Genomic DNA, 16,262 nt, shown 5'->3' on the forward strand with positions numbered 1-16,262 from the left:
TGTTAAATACCTTATCAACAATCAAAAGGAGAGCGGATACTATGAAAGAATTAAAAAGTAACTATAGTGAAACGTACAGGCCTCAATTTCATTATTCACCGGAGAAAAATTGGATGAACGATCCCAACGGCATGGTTTACTTTGAAGGAGAGTACCACCTGTTCTACCAGCATACCCCCCATGATACGCAACCTGATTTTGGCAACATGCATTGGGGTCATGCGGTAAGCAAGGATCTAGTGCATTGGACTGAGCTTCCACCGGCAATTCCACCTGGGGAGGACGGAGCGATCTTCTCGGGGAGTGCGGTGGTGGATAAGAACAATACCAGCGGATTTTTCGACGAGGAAGGATCAGGATTGGTTGCCATTTATACGAATGAGGGCAACAAGTCTCAGCCTGGAAAGCCGCAGGTGCAAAGCATTGCTTACAGCAAGGATAAGGGTCGAACCTGGACAAAATATGAAGGTAACCCGGTTTTATTTCCAACGGACACGCTAGACTTTCGTGATCCGAAGGTGATTTGGCATGATGAATCATCAATGTGGATCATGGTTCTTGCCGTAAGGGACCGTGTAGAATTTTACACATCTCCAAACCTGAAAGAATGGTCTTTTGCAAGCGAATTCGGTTCCGACATTCCGCATATCCACCGAGGTATATTTGAATGTCCTGATATATTTCGAATCCAAGTGGATGAGGATCTTAATACCACGAAGTGGATTCTGATGCTAAGCGTCGGGGATAGAAATGGTGTGAATCCAGACGATCCGGAACCACCGGCAGGCGGTTCTGGCATGATGTATTTCGTAGGCAGCTTTGACGGTAAGTCGTTCACGCCAGATGAAGCGTTGGAATCTATCGATACTATCAAATGGGTAGACTATGGATCAGACTTTTACGCGGCCGTGTCCTGGAATGGCATTTCGAACGAAGACGGACGGAAAATTTGGATCGGCTGGATGAATAATTGGCGTTATGCTACCACGCTACCTTCAGAGGAATGGCGTGGCAAGATGTCAATTCCTCGTGAGCTACAGCTTAGAACTTATCCGGAGGGACTTCGCCTAATCCAAGCACCTATAAATGAATTAAGTCAGCTAAGAAAACCGATTTTGTCTCTGCAAGACTTGACGATTAAGCCAGGTATGAACGTGTTGTCTGATATTTTCGCAGCCAAGGCAGAAATTATTGCAGAATTTGAAATCGGTACTGCCGTGGAATTCGGGTTTAAAGTACGGAAGTCCGCCAATCAAGAGACGATCATCGGATATAATATCACGAATGGGGAATTGTTCGTCGATCGGACGAAGTCGAGCGCCACTGATTTTCATTCCGATTTCACAGCAATACACAAGGCCACTATGAAGCCAGAGCATGAGAGGATACAGTTGAGCATTTATCTGGATTGGTCAAGTGTCGAAGTCTTCGGCAATCATGGAAAAGCAATCATTTCAGACATGATATTTCCGGACTTCGAAAGTAAGGGTTTAGAACTCTACGCCATTGGTGGAGAACTAAGGGTCGTGTCGCTTCAGATCAATGATCTGGTAAGCATTTGGGGAAATGAGAATGTGTAGACGTTAACTATTGATATCATTCAAATTTTAATTATCTCACGAAGGAACTCATTGAGTAGCGAGTGTCAAATTGATTTTTCAATTTGACACTTTTTTATATTGGATAAGATAATGAGTTTGTGTAAGCTAGATAGCAATAAGACTGTTAAGACTTAATTGTAGATTCATTTTCGAATGAACCTCTCTCGAGTAAATTGTGTATTCTTCTTATATAGACTTTTGGATACAAGGAGGCAACGTTCCGTGGATTCAATGCAGCATATTATTGGCTCTAATTTGGCTCAAATCAGGAAGACTAGAGGATTAAGTTTGGATAAGGTGGCTGAACTGACAGGGGTCAGCAAAGGGATGCTGGCTCAGATTGAGAAGGGGAAATCCAATCCTACGGTAACAACCCTTTGGAAAATTGCGAACGGTTTGCATGTATCCTTCTCCACCTTTCTCAAAGAAGACCCGCCGCAAATCACGAAAATTCGGAGGGAAGACCTGCATCCGGTTATTGATGAGGACGGTAACTATTTTGTTTACCCTGTATTCCCGTATCACGCTGAAAAGAAGTTTGAGGTGTTCACGGTAAGTCTGAAGCCAGGCTTTACACACCAGGCAGAGAAGCATCTGGGTGAGGAAACGATTCTCATGATCCGTGGGGAGATGTACTTTGAAATGCAGGGGCAACAGCTCAAGCTGAGTGCAGGGGATGCCGTGCAATTTCAAGTATCTGACATACATACCTACCGCAATGATTCGGAAGAGGATGCCGATTTTTATGTATTGATTTATTATGCGGATTAGTGGGATGATTAGCATAGTCTAAAACAGGCTTCCACATCAGGATTTTGCAAAATCCAGAGATATAAAAAGAGAGCAACGAGGAAAAGAGAGGAAAGAACCCATGGAAAGCAAGTACATCCGAGAAACCTACTGCTTCAAGACGTCCCGAGTATTTCCCAACGATATCAACAATCATAACACGCTCTTCGGCGGCCGATTGATGTCGTATATCGACGATATCGCATCTATTGCAGCTGCTAAGCTGTGTCGTACGAACACAGTTACAGCCTCTACGGATTCGGTGGATTTTTTGCTACCTATCCATCCGAGTGATTCTGTCACGCTGGAAGCGTTCGTAACCTGGACAGGCCGCAGCTCGATGGAGGTGTTCGTAAAGGTAATTCGTGAAGGACTGATGACTGGCGACCGAAAAATCGCAGCCACCGCCTTCCTGACCTTTGTGGCTTTGGACGAGAACAACCGTAAGGTGACCGTGCCGCAGGTGATTCCAGAAACAGAAGAGCAGTTACAATTGCACCAGACGGCTCCATCTCGCGCAGCCATACGGCGTCAGCGGAGGGAAGAAAGCAAGCAGCTGGCTAGTTTTCTGACAACAGATTATCCGTGGGAACTGTAACGTACTAGAGATTATCAATTTCATCGTTTTACGTAAAAAGGAGCCGTCTTTTCCGGTAGCAGTCGACCATGATCTGCTTGGAATACGGCTCCTTTTGAAAATAACTTGAGCTATTCTACTTTAACTACACGGAAATGCTGATTTGTCCCATCGTTATCGCCCCATTGAATGGCTTTAGCTCCATCGGCGGTGGCGCCTTCAGAAATATCGATCAGCTTGCCGGTTGCCCGATTTTTCAGCTTGTAATAACCACCGGTTACGGATACTAATTGCCAATGCTGACTGGACCAGCCTCCGTCGCTCCACTGCTCAATAACTGTACCGTCTGTTGTCGTACCGCTTTCAACACCAATTAGCTTTCCGCTGTTGCGGTTTATAATTTTATAATATCCGCTGCCTGCATCCTTGAGCTGCCATTGCTGGTTTGCTGCCCCGGAATTTGCACGCTGCTCCAGATCTGCGCCGTCCGTCGTTGTATTGCCCATAATGCTTAGTGGCTTATTGCTCTTGCGATTCACTAGCTGATAATAGTCATCCGGATCAATGGCAATTGGCGTCGTTATCCCCTCGACCACACCACTGGCGGTGTCAATATTAATGCTGTCGAACCAATCCATGGCTAATGAAGTCGCTGTTGGAAAACGCAGTGGCAACCATACATATTGAGAATCCTGCACAGGACCGCTCCACGCACCCGCCCAACGGTCGCCCAAATACAGGTATGAAGTTGTCTGGGCACCTTCAACAGGGATCACGTAAGCCGACTGTGAACCATATGTCGTACCGTCCCCGAAGTTTATCGTATTACTCCAGGTTCCTTCAATGCTGGATGCGGTAGCATACTTGGCCTGATTGGGATTCCAGCCGGTTGCCCCGGATGTAATCAGGAAGTAGACGTCTCCTTTTTTGAACATCGCCGGAGCTTCACGATATTGTCCAGGCCAAAGTGTAGTCACCAGCGATTCAACTTGCAGAAAATCCGGTGTCAGACGATAAATGTTCAGATCTGCGTTTACCCGGGTAGCCGAAATGAGGTAAGCTGTACCGTTATCGTTGTATACGGTCATATCGCGTGAATCGTAATCCAGAGGACGGAAGCTGCCCTGATACGTGTAATCGCCGTCCACCGTATCGGAAGAGGCGACAGCCACTCGGGCTTCGTTGTAATTAACCCCATTTTCCTTGTGCATCCATAATACGTATTTACGTGTTTTTTCATTATAAATCACTTTCGGACGTTCAATATTCGAAACATTCAGCTCTACGGCGGAGCTGCTGGTCAGTACGTTTTTACGAAACTCCCAGTTTTTTAAATCAGAGGAACGGTAGGCGGATACCGCCTTGAACGTGCCGTTGGGATTACGATTTTCACCAAACCAATAATAGTAACCTTCTACTTTAATCATACCACCCCCATGGGTATGGACCACGTTTCCATCTGTATCTTTAAACTGAATGCCATTCACAACATTCGCTGAAGCGGCTGAAGCGATCTTAGGTGAAAACATCTGAAAAATGCTCAACGTCAGCAAAATAGAGAGCATAATACACAGCAAGCGGGCAAAATCATATTTCATTGTTTCGTCCTCCTCTGTATGTGTTATTTTAAAGCGCTTTCATTAATGGACTCTATGAAGTATTTTTAATAGAGCTACTTATCCCAATTGTATCCATATTGAATTGAAAGTGCTAGAGTAGTATATTGACCATGTACACGGCACACGCCATCCATATCTAACAGACTTCATCGAACGGTGAGTGTTACAAACTGGCTGATATTCATTAGGTATACAGGAGGCAACCATGAAAATATACGCGATTGATACGAGCAAGCCGGAGGCTGAGGAGCATTACGAATCACTGGTAAATCAGGTTTCGCTGGAAAAGCAGCACAAGTTAGATCGTTTTTTACATCGGGAAGATGCTTTGAGGGGGTTATATGCCGATGTGCTGCTGAGATGGTTGGCCTGCCGGCAATTGAAGGTATCTAATGCCAGTCTTCAATTTACATACAATGCATTCGGTAAGCCTTCCTTGATCAATGCACCCGCATTCCATTTTAATGTTTCTCACTCGGGAAAATGGGTGGTATGCGCTATTGATGATCACCCGCTTGGAATCGACATTGAACAGCTCCGTCCTATTGATTTTGCGGTAGGTAGAGTGTGCTTTTCAGACACAGAGTATGATGCGTTAATGCGTCAGGACGCAGACAGCCGCTTATCGTATTTTTACGACCTATGGACGCTTAAGGAAAGCTTTGTGAAGGCCGAGGGGCAGGGACTAACCCTACCGTTGAAGTCTTTTTCATTCGAGCTGAAGGCACAGCCATTCATAGGCTTCACGACAGAGGGCTTTACCACCGAGTATTGTCATTTTAAGCAGTATGAGCTGGATCAGGATTATAAAATGGCTGTCTGTGCAGCTCATGACCAATTTGCCCAGCAGGTGCAGCAGATAGATATAAATACACTACGCTTGGAAGTGGCAACACAGGCGTAATATGAAGTGGATATGCGTATAGTTGAATAAAGGAGATGAGTGGCGTTGACATTCGTTTTGTTCAAGCACGGCCGGTTGTATGGGGAGTGGGCTTCCAAAGGAGACTCTATCGTTGTACAGCATGGACGGATACAGGCCATCGGGTATGCTCGGGAGCTTGAATTACAGTTGTCCGGTAAGGAATATGAAACTGTGGATTGGGAAGACGCCTATGTACTGCCAGGCTTAACCGATTCACATATGCATTTGTCTATGCATGGTATGAAGCTGGCTATGCTGGATTTAACATCAGCTACCTCCAAGGAAGAGATGCTGGCTATGCTGCGCAAACGGGTCGCTGTAACACCGCCAGGAGAATGGATTTTAGGACTCAACTGGAATGAAAATGCGTTTATTCCTGTTGAAATACCGGATATAGCCGAGCTGGATGCCATTACAGATCAGCATCCGGTATATCTCACTCGTACGTGCTTTCATACGTTCTTGGCCAATTCAGAGGCATTTCGACGTGCGGGTATTAACGAGGACACCCCTGACCCGGCTTCGGGAGCCTATGGGCGAGATGCAGATGGACGGTTGAACGGATTGATTTATGAGGAAGCATCCTTTGCCTTTACTAGCGTGCAGCCAGAGCCGGATTATTCGGTTAAGAAGGATACGATTCGGCGGGCTTGCATGGATGCGCTAAGGCTTGGTTTGACTGCTGCGCACACAGAGGATTTACGTTTTTTGGGCAGCGTGGAGACGATGCAGCAAATTTACAGGGAGCTGAGGGAAGAAGGTCTTCCTTTTCGCACACACCAGCTTATCTATCATCCATTTTTGGAAGAAGCGAAAGTGCAAGGGCTGCGTGCAGGTACCGGAAATGAATGGTTTAAAATCGGTGCGATTAAAATGTTTGCCGATGGCGCTATTGGTGGAAGAACGGCATTATTATCCGAACCTTATAGTGATGCTCCACATACCTGTGGAATGGCGATCCAACCGCAGCCAGAGCTGAATCAGATGGTGGCTGCGGTCAGAGCAACAGGCTATCCGGTGGCTGTGCATGCCATAGGGGATGGGGCGGCGCACATGATTTTGACAGCGATGGAGGCTCATGCGCTCACGGGGGAAAGCGGTTTGCCAGACCGCCTGATCCATGGACAGGTGCTTAGGGGTGATTTGGTCAAGAGAATGGCGAAGCTGCCGCTGATCGCGGACATCCAGCCCCGTTTTGTCGCAAGTGACTTCCCTTGGGTACTGGATCGGGTGGGGAAAGAACGGACTGAATATTTATATGCCTGGAAAAAGCTACTGGAAGCAGGCATTCCATGTGCTGGAGGTAGTGACGCGCCGATTGAGCCGTTAAACCCTTTTCTTGGTATTCATGCGGCCGTGACTCGTGCCAAGCCGGAAGAAATGCATGAGGGCTATCTTCCCGCTGAAAAGCTGGATGTACATGAAGCCATTCGTTTGTTTACCACGGGAAGCGCGGTAGCAGCCGGTGAGGCTGATGAAAGAGGGACGATAGCTGAAGGGAAAGCCGCTGACTTTACAGTCATTGACCGTGATGTATCGGAAAGTCCGCAAGCTTTACTTGATGTTAAGGTACGAATGACAATTGTAAACGGGAAAGTTGCATATCGGTCATAGGCTTGTGATAAGTATATATGCCAAAAGCCTTCAACTTCACTTTTCATGTGAGGTTGAAGGCTTTATATTTTATAAACCACGCTGTATAAATCGGTCTGCGTTTTTTACACTGGACCACAGATCAGAGCTTGCTCCGCCCGGATACCAGTAGGCGAAGCCAGCAAACCCAGCATCCTGTCCCAAGCGATACTTACGAGTGAAGGATCGTCCTTCCTCGAGCCACAGCTTATGAAGCTGCGTGTCTTTGTAAGACACGGTATACTGCTGAATATCCTCATTCCAGATTGGTTTGGAGGCGGAACGGGATACTAGCTGGTTTTGCTGATCTAGTGAAATATCAGAGGAAGCGATTGACTTTCCGCTAGCGTTAAGCGTCCAGTTCCGTGTAAATAATGGCAACGCCAAGATCGCTTTCTCCGGATGGGTGGTTTGTACAAAACGCCGCACGCTTTCACGGAGCCATGGCAGTGAGGACACAGAGCCGGGGATCGAGCTACCTCCCCAATGCTCGTCATATCCCATCAGGATCAGATAGTCTGCCGCAGCGCCAAGCTGTTTATAATCAAAGGCGGCAGTCCAGTCCGTTCCATAATCAGGAGATACACAAATCGCCAGTACCGTATTCTGACTCTTCAACTTAGCTTTTAATTGTTGGACGAACAATGTTAAATTGGCACGATCCTGACCATCTACATTTTCAAAATCAATGACAAGCCCGTTCAAACCGTATACAGATACGGCATTAGCAAGCTGAGTTATAGTTGTATTTCGTAGAACCTCACTGGACAGAATTTGGTGCGTCAGTGCCAGGTTGGAACGGTTGCCTACCATCGCCCAGATATTTTTATGATGCTGTTTGGACCAGGCAAGCAGCGACGAATTGGTATAATCGCTGATAATACCTGTTTCATTTAGAAAAAACCAACGTGGTGATAGGGTGTTGATGTTGGATTGGAGCACCGTATTTTCAAACTGCTGAACGGTTTGATCATATTGCCAGCCTATTCGGATGGAAGAAGCGGTGGAAGCAGTTTGGTTAGCATGCTTTGTTGAATACGTTAGCAGTCGTTCCAGCAAGACTGCTGTTTCTTCACGGGTCAGAGAGGATGCAGGACGGAAATAGTTACTTTCACCTTTCATAAAGCCGTAACGATTTACGGTGGTTACCGCATCAAGGGCCCAATCTGCAATTTCGCCAGTATCTGTGAAGGAGGAAGTAGCATATCCTGATCCGCCCGAAGAGCGGATGAGACGTGCGATCATCAAGGCCGCTTCTTGACGGGTTATGGGACTATTAGGTTGGAATGTCGCAGACGTTCCCCCCTGAACGATATTGAGTTGAGAAGCCGATTCAATCCATCCATAGTACCACGTCTTTTTGGCAACATCTCGGTAGGAGGAAACGGCCGCTTGTACAGGCTCCAGACCGAGTGTACGGTCCAGTGCGGTAACCCATTCGGCTCTGGTAACAGCCTTTTTAGGAGAGAAGTAACCAGGTTGTGTACCGTTCAAAATTCCTTTAGCATGCAGGGAAATAATAGACTGATAGGCATAGCTGTGTGCAATATCTTGGAACGTAGCGCCGGATGCTGCTGCTGGAGCAGCTAAGTATGAAGTGAATGTTGTGAATATTGTGATGGCTGCAGTTGCTGAAAGGGTGAGCCTGGTTAACCAACGTGATCGTTTGGAACTCATACCAAATAACCTTCTTTTTTATGATAGATTGTAGACTCATATATCGTTACTCGACGAATAATACTATCAAAAAGAGGAAAGTTATTCATTGCTAAATTGTTGGAAAAACACCAAAAAACCCGCCACCTATGCGGAAACGGGTTTGATATTGGATAAACTATGCTTTTTTGGCATACATAATACCGATGGTCTGTGGACCACAATGACTGGAAATGACACAGCCTGCTGTAGTTAGCAGTACCTCTTGTGCGTTCGTTTCTTCTTTCAAGCGAGCTTGCAGCATTAGCGCGTCTTCCTCGGCCAAAGCGTGCACGACAATAATGATATCATTATCCATCTGATCTCGTTGATTCAGTGCATTTTGCAGCATCTGATCCAAAGCTTTTTCACGTTTGCCGCGGACTTTGTAGGCAGGCGTCATTTTTCCGTCAATCACTTTGATCACCGGACGAATTTTGAGCAGACTTCCGATCAGGTTTTGCATGCCTGAACATCTTCCGCCTTTATACAGGTATTCAAGTGTATCAATGACAAATTCCGTGTCTATGAGCGGCCTGGTTTTCGTCAACATGTCTACAATCTGCTCTATCGTATTGCCGTTGGTTGCCGCACGAGCAGCTTTCATCACAAGCAGGCCAAAGCCGCACGATAAATTCAAGGAATCAAAAACCGTAACGCGGCCTTCCGGAAATTCAGAGGCAGCGAGTAGCGCATTCTGGTACGTCGATGATAGCTCGGAAGACAGACTGATATATAAAATGTCGTCCCCTTGTTCTATGTAGGGCGCAAAGGCCTGAATAAAATCCGATGGAGAAGGTGCGGCGGTACGCGGTAAATGTCCCTCGCGGCTTACACGTTGAAACAATTGTTCCGGGTGAATGTTCACCCCATCCTGCAATGCCTCATCACCAAATACTGTATACAATGGCACAATGCTAATCTCGTACTGTTGACGCCAGTGAGCAGGAACATCACTGGTACTGTCGGCAAAAATTTTAATTTTGTTCATACATTGAATCCTCTCTGTGTGATGCAGAAAAATTATAAAGATTGCACGGAGGAAGGATAGATATCCGCTGTGCTATTCGGAACGGAAAGACCGATGGCCAGAAGAGCAATAAAGCCCACAATAATAAGTGCATTAATGATTAAGCCTGTAATAGCAAAGGTTTTCTTACGGTTTTTTAACGCAATTCCAATGATACCGACCACAAGTCCGCTACAATTCAGCAACAGGCTGCCTAAAAAAATAAAAGGAAGCAATACCGTTCCGGTTTGCTGCAGAGCGACTTCCGGGTTCAACGTTTGGTATTGGCTGAAATGAGCCAGCAGATTAATGACCATAATAGCCAGAATAATATATCCGATCAGGCTGACAAGCGACATAATAAAAGAAGCAATTCCGGGACCGGAATGTTTGAGCTTGACCGGAGGCTGAAACACAGGAGCTTCTGAAAAAACAGGGTGCTCCTCAGACGCAGCAGGTTTTTGCAAATTAGGATCTTGGTAACTCATTTTTTCCACTCCTTGAACATAGTCCGAACAGGTACTAATTTTCCACAAAATAAACAAAAAAGCAAGCCATCCTACACATTACCCTTCAAAAGACAGGGTCTAATCATCCAATTCTGTATGCGGTCTGTTCACACACGCTGGCTGGTAAACTTCATACGGTTTCGATAAAATAAGAAGAACATTCGGCTAAAAGGATGAGATGAAAAGGAGTACACAAACATGCAACGAAAATGGATATTTGTGGGATCTATAATGATGATGTTGGCGGTAGCCATTGGAGCGTTCGGGGCACATATTGTGAAAGCCCGGATCAACGCGGATGCTTTGGCCGTGTATGAAACAGGTGTGAAATATCATATGATTCACGCTGTCGGTTTGCTGATCATTGCGTTGGCTGCCGGACAGTGGGGTCCTTCCAACCGTTTAAGATGGGCAGCGCGTCTGTTATTGACAGGTATCATTTTGTTTTCTGGTAGCTTGTATGTGCTAAGTTTGACCGGAATCCGTGTGCTGGGGGCTATTACCCCTCTAGGAGGCGTGTGTTTTATTGCAGGATGGATATTGCTGGCATGGGCTGCCATGGGTCTGAAGAAAGAGGATTAGAGTTCTTTTCGGATAATGCAAAAAAAGAGAATGGACAAGAAAAACGTCATGTTTTTCCTGCCCGTTCTCTTTTTTCATGCTTCGTTTTTTTATGAAATATTACATTTACGATGTGATTTCATCGATCTCATTCATTTTAAAGGAGTACACTTGCTTCTCATCTACATGATACACACTCAGCAGGCTATTATCATGATCCAGATTGAGGATGCGGCAAGGAATGCTGCGCTGTCCGCCATAGCGGTTCACGATTAACCGTACAAGCGTGTTATCTTGAATATAGCGTTTGATCCATTCATACGTACTAAGGTCTTGTTGAATTGCAGGCTTTGGCTGTACGTGGGATTGTTTGATCTCTTGAACGACTGGTGGCTTGTTCGTAATTGCGGCTGATTTCTTTTTAGAGAATTTTTCCGCGAGCGTAGCGGCTGCATTAGATGGGTTATTCACGGCCGACTGTTTTTTTAGGTACAGTGCAGCTTCAATTAAATTGCCAAGTTCGATACCGGATTGAATCCGGCTATCCGCAATTTGTTCATTTTGGCTCAAGAGATTAAGCAGGAACTGAAGGGCCTCTACGTTCGAACGACCTTTAACTAATACATCTACATTAAATAAATAACTGGTTTCGTCTTGATTTGATTCCTTTTGCATACATCCTCCAGCCCAAGCCATGGGTAATTAGTCTTTTATAGTACCTATCAATATATCATTAAAACGTAATCTATCATAGTGCCTAAGGCCCTGTTGTTGGATATTAACAAAAATAAAATCTATATAAAGCCCTATGCGTAATATTTTCTCAGATAAGCAAAGCCAGAGTTACATATACAGAGAATAAAGGAGGTAGGGGGTGAAATCAAGTAGTTTAAATTTCAAATATATTACAGTGGAAAAATATAACGAAGCAGTATCATACATCCAGAAGAAAAGTAAAATCCCCCTTATTGAGAGGGGGATTGGCATATCAAAAACATGATATATTATAGTAAGCGCAATTAAAGCAATTTTATTTTCGATTAAACTCATACATTTCACCTACAAGCACTTCGTTGATGGCATGCCTGAAATCTTCCTTTGTTGGGGATTCGGCCGCTTCCTTTAATGTAGAAAAAAAGTTTTTAGGATCATACAGACGAAGTGGGGAAAAGAAGGGTCCATGTGTCAACGGCCAATCGCCCTCAACAGTAGAGGCAATTTTAAGAAGAATGTCTGAACTACAGACGTTCACCTCAGCTTTCCAGGGCCCTGCCGACCATTCATGGCTAAATTCTACGGGGCCGTTTGGTTCACTCAGTACGCAAAACATTTCAATATCCGAAAAAGGGCCGTCAGTACCTTTGGCAACAGATCCATAGATCCCTATAGCCAGAATTTTGTCTCTGTATACTTCATGTAACCTCGCAGCTATTTCGTGGCAAGTCTGAAGTCTCTCACTTCGAGAAATGTTGACAGGTCCATTCATGTCCATTAGTGACCTCCCTCTGTTTCCTAGGGTCAAAGTGACTTTTCCAATTTACGGATTCGCCATTCAGCGCGGGTTTAATTTCACTTGCGAGCCCTTGCCGCCTGTCTGGATTCCAGTTTCCTTCACTCCGGCTTCCTTCAGATCGACTAGTAGCCGCTCTAGTACCGCTTTGGCGACGGGGGCTTCTTTTGCTCCAGACGCTTTAACGACCAACTGCACCGGTTTGCCGGAACGCAGATGTTTGTCTGCCTGACGCAGCTTCGTGTCGTAATCATGCTCCTCAATATGAGCAGTGAAGCGAAGCTCCTTGACCTTTTCTTTGCCGCTGTTTCTTGCGGCTCGGCCGACATTTTTGCTTGCTGCGGTTTCTTTTTGCGCCAGCGCTTTTCCTTTGCCCTTTGCGACCAAGCTACAGGGCGGTGGGCTGCTCATGAGTGAGGTACATACCAGGTCCACCCCTTGGGATCGGGCCATAGCCAAGGCTTCTGACTTGGAGACAACGCCGAGCTTCTCTCCCGCGAGTCCAGTGAGTACCACTTCGTCAGCTTTAATTTGCTCGTTGATTAATACTGCCACGTAAATGTAGCCTCCCTTAAACAATGATAAAGCTATCATATACGGAACCTGTTTGTGATTCAATTTTAGATTTATCCGTATTGACAAAAGTCACTAACCCCTATAATCTTTTACTGATAATGATTATCATTTTCCAATGCAATATACATACAGGGGTGATTGAGAGAAATGAAAAAGATGTTGAATAGCCTATTATTATTTGTAGTTTTTACTATTGTATTGGCGGGCTGCGGTGCAGCTGGGGATAGCTCGAAGACGGAAGGTACTGCAGGGTCTGAGCAGACATCCACAACGGCTGGTCCGGTTACGGTTAAGGACGACCACGGGGAAGTCAAACTGGACAAGCCAGCGGAACGTGTCGTGGTACTCGAATGGACGTTTACCGAGGACCTCATTGCACTTGGCGTACAGCCGGTCGGCAATGCAGACAATGAAAACTACAAGCTGTGGGTAACACCGGAGGCGAAGCTGGCTGATACCGTAACTGATATCGGCACACGGGGCGAACCGAATCTAGAAGCGATTGCGGCGCTCAAGCCGGATCTTATTATCTCTAACGCCGATAACAATGCAGCGATCTATGCGCAGCTTAAAGGAATTGCACCAACGATAGAATTCGATCCTTACAAGGGGAACGGCTATGATTACGACCGTATGGTTGAAATCTTTAAGCAAGTGGCTGTAGCTACCGGAAAAACGGAACAGGCTGATAAGGTCCTAAGCGAACTTGACCAGCACTATATAGATGCAAAGGCTACATTGGAGAAGGCAGGCAAAGCAGACTTTCACTATGCGCTGACACAGGCCTTTACAGCTCAAAATGCTGCCAGTCTGCGAATGTTCAAAGAAAATTCGGTTGTAGTGGGAACGCTTGCGAAAATCGGCATGGTGAACGACTGGAAGTCGGACCAGACCGAGAAATACGGGTTTAGCACCGTTGGCATTGAAGCTCTTCCAGCTGTACAGGACAGCAATTTTATCTATATTACACAAAAGACGGACGATGTATTTGGAGCCGCGATGAAGAACAACTCGGTATGGAACGGACTGAACTTTGTCAAAGAAAAACGTACCTATCCGCTGGACGGTACAACATGGACATTCGGTGGTCCTATCTCATCCAAAGTACTGGTTGATCAAGTAGTTGGAGCTCTGACGAAATGACCCGAACAGACACAACGGGTTTATCGAAGACTTGGCGTGTAGGAAGCATCTTTGGGGGCGGATTGATCGTCCTCATCGTGCTTTTTTTTGTAAGCTTGTGTTATGGAGAGGCTTCAATCCCGCTGCATACAGTAATTGAGGCGTTGACCCAGCGTCAGAATACGCTTGATCATAACATGGTGTGGGATCTCCGAATGCCGCGTACGGTCATCGGAATCCTAGCAGGTGGTGCGCTGGCCATCGCCGGTGCTCTGCTCCAGGCCATCACCAAAAATCCGCTGGCGGCTTCTGATACACTAGGAATTAACGCTGGTGCCTACTTTGTGGTCGTCCTTGGCGCGGTGATGTTTCCCGGATTGCTGCACCAGGCGCCGTTTTTATTTGCTGCTGTCGGCGGCCTGCTAGCAGCGGTACTGGCTTACTTCATGGGTGGGGGACGAGCTGGAAGTCCAATTCGGTTGGCGCTTGCCGGCTTGATTGTATCCATGGTTCTCGGTTCGTTTACCGGAGCTTTGCATATCTTTTATTCATTTGAAACCCAGGGACTGTTTCTCTGGGGTTCTGGCTCGCTTGTGCAAAACGACTGGAGCGGGACAACTTACGCCTGGCCCTGGGTCGTAGGGCTCTCGGTCATTGCCGTTCTGCTGTCAAGGCAGTTTGATGTCCTAGATCTGGATGAGTCCACATCCACGTCGCTCGGACAAAAGGTTAGCTTGACCCGGGCGGTGGGAATTGTATTAGCTGTCCTGCTATCGACCATTACAGTCAGCGTCATTGGACCCATTGGTTTTGTGGGTTTGGTAGCTCCGCATTTGGTGCGCTTAAGCGGTCTAAAAATGCATCGTTGGGTGCTGCCCGGTTCCTTCCTCTGGGGGGCATTGCTGTTGACGGGTGCTGACGTGCTGGCGAAAATGGTCCACCAATCAAGCATGGATCTGCCGACCGGAGCAGTGATGGCCTTGATCGGTGCTCCTTGGTTAATTTGGCTGATTCTGTGGAAATTGAAGCTGCCTTCTGGTATTAGTGGACAATCTTCCATGAACATAGGTGTGCGCTCTCGGAAATTACCGTATGGCAGGCTGGTCACGTTGTTTGGATGCGGTGCCGTGCTGTTGACTGTATTCAGCCTGATGTTTGGAGGGATGCGAATTCCTGTCGGCGATCTATTGTCCGGCCTGTTCGGCGGTGAGAACGCAAATTCGGCCTTGCTGCAGTTTAGAATTCCGCGCACGCTGGTGGCAGCCGGGGCTGGTATCGCTCTTGCTGTCAGTGGTGTCTTGATCCAATTAGCCGTTCGTAATCCTTTAGCGGATGCCTCGATCATTGGTGTTTCTTCAGGGGCTGGCTTTGGTGCGCTTGCAGTGATTATCGTTTGGCCTGGGCTACCTGTTTATATGCTGCCCATCGCGGCGATTGCCGGAGCGACGGTGTCGGCGGCAGTGATCTTCTTTTTATCATGGAACAAGCACCTAAACCCGTCTGTGGTCATCCTACTTGGGATTGCTGTATCAGCGATCGGAGCAGCCGGCATTCAGGTACTGATTATCCAAGGCTCGCTTTGGGGCAGCACAGGCTATATTTGGCTGACGGGTAGTACCTACGCTCGAAACTGGGGACAGGTGGCGACGATTCTGGCCTTTCTGCTCGTGTTGTTGCCAATAGCCTGGTGGCTAGCTCGCCGCTTTGATCTTTTGGTGTTTGACGATAGCAGCGCTATGGGACTGGGACTTCCGGTGCGCCGCACCCGGCTGCTGGCCATGGCAGTGGGTGTGCTGCTGGCGGGTGGAGCGGTAGCCTGTGTAGGTACAATTGGCTTCATCGGGCTGATTGCTCCGCATATCGTGCGTACGTTGATTGGGCACCATGTACGCCGCTCCATTGTTCTGTCGAGCCTCTTGGGAGCAGTAATGCTGGTGCTGGCTGATACGATTGGCCGGACAGTGCTTGCGCCGACTGAAATTCCTTCCGGATTGCTGATCGCACTGATCGGTGCACCGTATTTCCTGTACTTGATGTATCGCTCCAATAAGAGTAAGTCAGTGTAGTTAAATATGTACTTGAACAGGCTGCTTCCCAGCGGATTTTGCGTGGGGAAGCAGCCTTTATTATTAATTTT

At 46.8% G+C, this 16,262-nt stretch carries 14 protein-coding genes and 1 pseudogene; 8 read left to right on the top strand and 7 right to left on the bottom strand.

Annotated elements, in window-relative coordinates; translation table 11 throughout:
* Window positions 1-41 precede the first annotated feature (41 nt).
* The 3 genes from AOU00_RS20695 (at window position 42) to AOU00_RS20705 (ending at window position 2,988) form a co-directional block, all read left to right on the top strand.
* Window positions 42-1,580 carry a glycoside hydrolase family 32 protein gene (locus AOU00_RS20695; RefSeq protein WP_231109491.1) on the top strand — a complete coding sequence of 513 codons (1,539 nt, stop codon included), beginning with the start codon at window positions 42-44 and terminating at the stop codon, window positions 1,578-1,580.
* A 243-nt stretch (window positions 1,581-1,823) separates the two neighbouring features.
* On the top strand, window positions 1,824-2,372 hold the full coding sequence (locus tag AOU00_RS20700; protein ID WP_039269838.1) for a helix-turn-helix domain-containing protein: 549 nt from the start codon (window positions 1,824-1,826) through the stop codon (window positions 2,370-2,372).
* Between the two features lie 100 nt (window positions 2,373-2,472).
* On the top strand, window positions 2,473-2,988 hold the full coding sequence (locus AOU00_RS20705) for an acyl-CoA thioesterase (RefSeq protein ID WP_013309488.1): 516 nt from the start codon (window positions 2,473-2,475) through the stop codon (window positions 2,986-2,988).
* Between the two features lie 110 nt (window positions 2,989-3,098).
* Here the strand turns inward: AOU00_RS20705 and AOU00_RS20710 are convergent, their stop codons facing one another.
* On the bottom strand, window positions 3,099-4,565 hold the full coding sequence (locus tag AOU00_RS20710) for an RICIN domain-containing protein (RefSeq protein WP_069291555.1): 1,467 nt from the start codon (window positions 4,563-4,565) through the stop codon (window positions 3,099-3,101).
* 226 nt (window positions 4,566-4,791) lie between these two features.
* Between AOU00_RS20710 and AOU00_RS20715 the strand changes: the two genes are divergently transcribed.
* Together AOU00_RS20715 and AOU00_RS20720 are read left to right on the top strand one after the other, a co-directional pair.
* Entirely contained in the window at window positions 4,792-5,490 is a 699-nt protein-coding gene (locus AOU00_RS20715; protein WP_061831438.1) for a 4'-phosphopantetheinyl transferase family protein, read from the top strand.
* A gap of 45 nt (window positions 5,491-5,535) precedes the next feature.
* Window positions 5,536-7,125: an amidohydrolase gene (locus AOU00_RS20720; protein ID WP_069291556.1), complete on the top strand. Its 1,590-nt coding sequence runs from the start codon at window positions 5,536-5,538 to the stop codon at window positions 7,123-7,125.
* A gap of 69 nt (window positions 7,126-7,194) precedes the next feature.
* Here the strand turns inward: AOU00_RS20720 and AOU00_RS20725 are convergent, their stop codons facing one another.
* The 3 genes from AOU00_RS20725 to AOU00_RS20735 form a co-directional block, all read right to left on the bottom strand.
* Entirely contained in the window at window positions 7,195-8,820 is a 1,626-nt protein-coding gene (locus AOU00_RS20725; RefSeq protein ID WP_069291557.1) for an S-layer homology domain-containing protein, read from the bottom strand.
* A gap of 157 nt (window positions 8,821-8,977) precedes the next feature.
* On the bottom strand, window positions 8,978-9,829 hold the full coding sequence (locus AOU00_RS20730) for a DegV family protein (RefSeq protein ID WP_069291558.1): 852 nt from the start codon (window positions 9,827-9,829) through the stop codon (window positions 8,978-8,980).
* Between the two features lie 32 nt (window positions 9,830-9,861).
* Window positions 9,862-10,335 carry a hypothetical protein gene (locus tag AOU00_RS20735; protein ID WP_069291559.1) on the bottom strand — a complete coding sequence of 158 codons (474 nt, stop codon included), beginning with the start codon at window positions 10,333-10,335 and terminating at the stop codon, window positions 9,862-9,864.
* 219 nt (window positions 10,336-10,554) lie between these two features.
* On the opposite strand from AOU00_RS20735, the gene AOU00_RS20740 reads away from it, so the two are divergent.
* Entirely contained in the window at window positions 10,555-10,938 is a 384-nt protein-coding gene (locus AOU00_RS20740) for a DUF423 domain-containing protein (RefSeq protein ID WP_069291560.1), read from the top strand.
* 105 nt (window positions 10,939-11,043) lie between these two features.
* Here AOU00_RS20740 and AOU00_RS20745 read toward each other — a convergent pair whose 3' ends face one another.
* The 3 genes and pseudogenes from AOU00_RS20745 to infC all read right to left on the bottom strand — a co-directional run bounded on the left by AOU00_RS20745 (window position 11,044) and on the right by infC (window position 12,982).
* Window positions 11,044-11,592: a hypothetical protein gene (locus AOU00_RS20745; RefSeq protein WP_069291561.1), complete on the bottom strand. Its 549-nt coding sequence runs from the start codon at window positions 11,590-11,592 to the stop codon at window positions 11,044-11,046.
* Between the two features lie 367 nt (window positions 11,593-11,959).
* A pseudogene (locus AOU00_RS20750) lies at window positions 11,960-12,409 on the bottom strand (kanamycin nucleotidyltransferase C-terminal domain-containing protein); the annotation flags it as partial.
* A gap of 60 nt (window positions 12,410-12,469) precedes the next feature.
* Window positions 12,470-12,982: a translation initiation factor IF-3 gene (infC, locus tag AOU00_RS20755; protein ID WP_069291562.1), complete on the bottom strand. Its 513-nt coding sequence runs from the start codon at window positions 12,980-12,982 to the stop codon at window positions 12,470-12,472.
* Window positions 12,983-13,150: 168 nt separating this feature from the next.
* On the opposite strand from infC, the gene AOU00_RS20760 reads away from it, so the two are divergent.
* Together AOU00_RS20760 and AOU00_RS20765 are read left to right on the top strand one after the other, a co-directional pair.
* On the top strand, window positions 13,151-14,146 hold the full coding sequence (locus AOU00_RS20760) for an ABC transporter substrate-binding protein (protein ID WP_069291563.1): 996 nt from the start codon (window positions 13,151-13,153) through the stop codon (window positions 14,144-14,146).
* Window positions 14,143-16,191: an iron ABC transporter permease gene (locus AOU00_RS20765; RefSeq protein ID WP_069291564.1), complete on the top strand. Its 2,049-nt coding sequence runs from the start codon at window positions 14,143-14,145 to the stop codon at window positions 16,189-16,191. The genes AOU00_RS20760 and AOU00_RS20765 overlap by 4 nt, the downstream gene beginning before the upstream one ends.
* Window positions 16,192-16,262 lie beyond the last annotated feature (71 nt).

This window comes from Paenibacillus polymyxa, assembly GCF_001719045.1.
GTDB lineage: Bacteria > Bacillota > Bacilli > Paenibacillales > Paenibacillaceae > Paenibacillus > Paenibacillus polymyxa_B.

Excerpts from the sequence above, each read along its gene's own strand:
- AOU00_RS20725 (WP_069291557.1), bottom strand. The coding sequence starts at position 8,820 with ATGAGTTCCAAACGATCACGTTGGTTAACCAGGCTCACCCTTTCAGCA.
- AOU00_RS20710 (WP_069291555.1), bottom strand. The coding sequence starts at position 4,565 with ATGAAATATGATTTTGCCCGCTTGCTGTGTATTATGCTCTCTATTTTG.
- AOU00_RS20705 (WP_013309488.1), top strand. The coding sequence starts at position 2,473 with ATGGAAAGCAAGTACATCCGAGAAACCTACTGCTTCAAGACGTCCCGA.
- AOU00_RS20740 (WP_069291560.1), top strand. The coding sequence starts at position 10,555 with ATGCAACGAAAATGGATATTTGTGGGATCTATAATGATGATGTTGGCG.
- AOU00_RS20745 (WP_069291561.1), bottom strand. The coding sequence starts at position 11,592 with ATGCAAAAGGAATCAAATCAAGACGAAACCAGTTATTTATTTAATGTA.
- AOU00_RS20730 (WP_069291558.1), bottom strand. The coding sequence starts at position 9,829 with ATGAACAAAATTAAAATTTTTGCCGACAGTACCAGTGATGTTCCTGCT.
- AOU00_RS20715 (WP_061831438.1), top strand. The coding sequence starts at position 4,792 with ATGAAAATATACGCGATTGATACGAGCAAGCCGGAGGCTGAGGAGCAT.
- AOU00_RS20695 (WP_231109491.1), top strand. The coding sequence starts at position 42 with ATGAAAGAATTAAAAAGTAACTATAGTGAAACGTACAGGCCTCAATTT.
- AOU00_RS20760 (WP_069291563.1), top strand. The coding sequence starts at position 13,151 with ATGAAAAAGATGTTGAATAGCCTATTATTATTTGTAGTTTTTACTATT.
- AOU00_RS20765 (WP_069291564.1), top strand. The coding sequence starts at position 14,143 with ATGACCCGAACAGACACAACGGGTTTATCGAAGACTTGGCGTGTAGGA.
- AOU00_RS20735 (WP_069291559.1), bottom strand. The coding sequence starts at position 10,335 with ATGAGTTACCAAGATCCTAATTTGCAAAAACCTGCTGCGTCTGAGGAG.